Below are 3,166 nucleotides of genomic sequence, written 5' to 3'. Positions count from 1 at the left end.
CACATCTCTTCATTTTGTTTAAGATAGCATTCTGCTACCTCTTCAGAGATATCTTCACAACGGTTAGTTTCAGGTTCAATACGTAAGATTTGAACGGCATTATCGGTTTGGTCGATACAGTCGATAATGTCCTTTTCTTCTAAGAAAGGTCCGGATTTAGCGAGGTTATCTGCTTCATTTTCACACATCACTAAGAGGATTTCATCAGAATTTATAAACACTGGTTTTTTCACAAATGCCTCCATTATCAAAATATTTAAATACATTTTGAAAAAAACACCTTGACAGAAGTTTTTTTTTTCGGGGTATGGTGTCTGTATGTTTCATATTTAATGAACAAAGTCAACTAAAAAATTCATAAAATATGAAACTTTATGAAGGTAAAAGTTAATTATGGATAATACAATGTTAGAAAAACTTTGGAATTATGGAGATAAAAAAATGAGGGCAGCTATTATTCTTTGTCTAAAGAACAAGAATTTTGAAGAATCGTTAAAACAGCTTTCTGAACTTCAGGTTTTGCTTGATAGTAAAGACGAATAAATTGTTCAGATTCTTTTATTAAAAAAGGCGGGATTTCACCAAAAAAATCAATAATTTTTATTAGTTCATCAGCTCTTATTGATCTAGGTTTTATTGCTTTCTTTTTTTCTGAGTTATTTAGCATATTGCTTAAAGTAGATTGCAATATCCCTAAATGTTTAGCGAGCATTTTTTTGCTGCCATGCCCATTTTTAGCTAATTGCTCATTAAGCCACGCCTTCAACTGATCTGATTCCATAAAAGTAAGGCTCTTTCATGTGATATGAAAAATCAATAAAAAAAAACTGAATTTTTATCTTGATAAAATTCATTAAATATGAAATTTTATTATTATGAAAAAAGAACCTGCGTATACCATAATAAAATATTTAGGGGGGGCTGTTAATGTTTCGCGTATTTTACAGAAATGTAAAGGTGCTGTTTATCGTATCACTTATTCTAAAGAGAAGGGTGGTTCTAATGGATTATTTCCTTCAATTTATCAAGCGCGATTATTAACCTACGCGCGTGATCATGGGATAGACTTGCGTCCAGAAGATTTCTTTTATCCTGAGCGCTTGCAAAGATTAATGCAAGAAAAACACGTATTCCCAACGTCAAAATTTACAAAAAATCCTAGCGTTCATAACACAGGTAATAATTTACAACCTTGAGGAGATCAAAATGAATTTTACTGACGTTTTATCTATAGCAGCAATGCCGCTTTTTTTAGGTATCTTAGTCTTGGTACGAGTTATTTTTGATTATCGCAACCAAGCCAAGGCATTTAAAGAGAACATTGAAAGTCATAAAAAAGAAATTCAAAAGATAAAGAGTGAATGTTCAAAGAAAACTGTAGAGCTTATTCATGAACGTGATGCTGCGGTTAAAGAACAAAATAGAGCAGTTATGGAGCGTGATGCTGCTATTGAAGAGAAAAATAGGGTAATTAATGTAAGGAATAGAGACATTGAAAGTTATATCAATACCCTTAGAACACGTAATGAATCTATTGAAAAAAGCGATCTTATAATTAAAGAACTGGAGCAAAAGATAGATGAGTATGAAGCAGCGTTTAAACGGAAAAACGAAATTATAGATACCCTTGAAGAAGAAGTTCAATCACGCGACGAGGAAATGGAAGAACGTGACGAGGAAATTGAAAAGCTTAAACAAACGATTAAAGAAAATGATGAAATTGTAATTAAACAACGTCAAGAGATCATTGAACTTAAAGCTAATATTGTAGCAGTTGATCCAACTAAGAAATACGAATTCACTGGTGACATCAAAGAATACAAACACAGCGGTGAGAAAGGTAGTTGTACTCATGTTTTGCATAGAATTTGCGCCTTAAGAGACTTTGGTACTGTTAAAAAAGGTGATTTGGGGGGCTGGATAGCAAAAGAGGGAAATCTTAGTCATGATGATAACTGTTGGATTGGGGGAGAGGCTATGGTTTTTAGTAATGCTAAAGTTTATTCCAATGCTCAAGTTTATGACAAAGCACAGGCTTATGGAAATGTAGTTATTGGTGGTTATGCTAAGGTTTATGGCAATGCCCATGTTTATGGCAATGCAGAGATTTGGGGCTCATCACAGGTTTATGAAGATGCCAAAGTTTACGGGTATGCGACCGTTACTAATAAGGCACAAGTTCATGGCAAAGCACAAGTTTATGAAGAGGCATTAATTTATGGCACTGCGAATATTTATGAAAATGCAACTGTTCGTGGTGATGTACGTGTTGCGACGGAAAGCGTTGGTGGCGGCACTTTAGTTAATAGTGGGGAAATGTTTGCTGGCAATAAAGCTAACTCTTCTAAGAAGAAAAGTAAGTGAGGAGATAGAGATGAGTCCAGAAGAAGTTAAGTATTTGGTTAAATATGTCACGTTAATAGTTTGTAACGTAGCAGCACTCTATCACGTTTATTACTTTTATAATAAAGACACAAAAATTGAGAGATGAGGTAATGGAAAAAGATAAAATAATACAAGAGCAAGAAAAGCTTATTCAAAAATTATCTCATTCTAACATTTCTTATTGTGTGATTTGCAGTAAAATTGTGTGCAGAGAAGCCGTTTAAAGCACCATTCTAAGAAAAAGCAATCATGAAACACAGGTGATGTAGATGCTCAACACGCTTCTTTGTTTTGATCTAGGTACCAAGACGGGGTGGGCGATACGTGGAGGGGATGGTCATATCATTAGTGGTACCATTAATTTTCAGACACGTCGCTTTGAAGGCGGTGGAATGCGTTACTTGCGTTTTAAGCAATGGTTATCAGAAATAAAGCAGACAGCAGGTCAAATTGACGCGGTGTATTTTGAGGAGGTGAGGCGTCATGTTGGCACGGATGCAGCGCATGTTTACGGTGGTTTATTAGCAACGTTAACGGCGTGGTGTGAACATCATCAGATACCGTATGAGGGGATACCGGTAAGTACGATTAAGAAAGCGATGACAGGTAAGGGGAATGCGTCGAAAGAAGAGATGATAGAGGCAATGTGTATTAAAGGACACAAGCCTTGTGATGATAATGAAGCAGATGCTTTAGCAATTTTATATTTGGTTAAAGAGAAGGAGATCTTAGAGTGATGTCCAGTAATAAAGTAGCGTGTGCGAATTTTAGTACAGATCAG

4 protein-coding genes and 1 pseudogene are annotated in these 3,166 nt (G+C 35.2%); 3 read left to right on the top strand and 2 right to left on the bottom strand.

What is annotated here, in order from left to right:
• Positions 1-233: pseudogene (locus ABID23_RS07640) on the bottom strand (hypothetical protein); the annotation flags it as partial.
• A 221-nt stretch (positions 234-454) separates the two neighbouring features.
• On the bottom strand, positions 455-781 hold the full coding sequence (locus tag ABID23_RS07635) for an XRE family transcriptional regulator (protein ID WP_354190866.1): 327 nt from the start codon (positions 779-781) through the stop codon (positions 455-457).
• Between the two features lie 94 nt (positions 782-875).
• Between ABID23_RS07635 and ABID23_RS07630 the strand changes: the two genes are divergently transcribed.
• The 3 genes from ABID23_RS07630 (at position 876) to ABID23_RS07620 (ending at position 3,122) form a co-directional block, all read left to right on the top strand.
• Entirely contained in the window at positions 876-1,196 is a 321-nt protein-coding gene (locus ABID23_RS07630) for a hypothetical protein (RefSeq protein WP_354190864.1), read from the top strand.
• 10 nt (positions 1,197-1,206) lie between these two features.
• Positions 1,207-2,364 carry a hypothetical protein gene (locus tag ABID23_RS07625; protein WP_354190862.1) on the top strand — a complete coding sequence of 386 codons (1,158 nt, stop codon included), beginning with the start codon at positions 1,207-1,209 and terminating at the stop codon, positions 2,362-2,364.
• 290 nt (positions 2,365-2,654) lie between these two features.
• Positions 2,655-3,122 (top strand): crossover junction endodeoxyribonuclease RuvC, encoded by a 468-nt coding sequence (locus tag ABID23_RS07620; protein WP_354190860.1) that lies wholly within the window; start codon positions 2,655-2,657, stop codon positions 3,120-3,122.
• Positions 3,123-3,166: the final 44 nt, after the last annotated feature.

Origin of the sequence: Bartonella silvatica, from assembly GCF_040545155.1 — a bacterium.
GTDB classification, from domain to species: Bacteria; Pseudomonadota; Alphaproteobacteria; order Rhizobiales; family Rhizobiaceae; genus Bartonella; species Bartonella silvatica.
Note: the sequence above shows the minus strand (reverse complement) of the source record. Positions and strands in the feature narration are given on the sequence as shown.

Bases quoted from the DNA above. Each gene is read 5' to 3' on its own strand.
- ABID23_RS07635 (WP_354190866.1), bottom strand. From the start codon at position 781: ATGGAATCAGATCAGTTGAAGGCGTGGCTTAATGAGCAATTAGCTAAA.
- ABID23_RS07625 (WP_354190862.1), top strand. From the start codon at position 1,207: ATGAATTTTACTGACGTTTTATCTATAGCAGCAATGCCGCTTTTTTTA.
- ABID23_RS07620 (WP_354190860.1), top strand. From the start codon at position 2,655: ATGCTCAACACGCTTCTTTGTTTTGATCTAGGTACCAAGACGGGGTGG.
- ABID23_RS07630 (WP_354190864.1), top strand. From the start codon at position 876: ATGAAAAAAGAACCTGCGTATACCATAATAAAATATTTAGGGGGGGCT.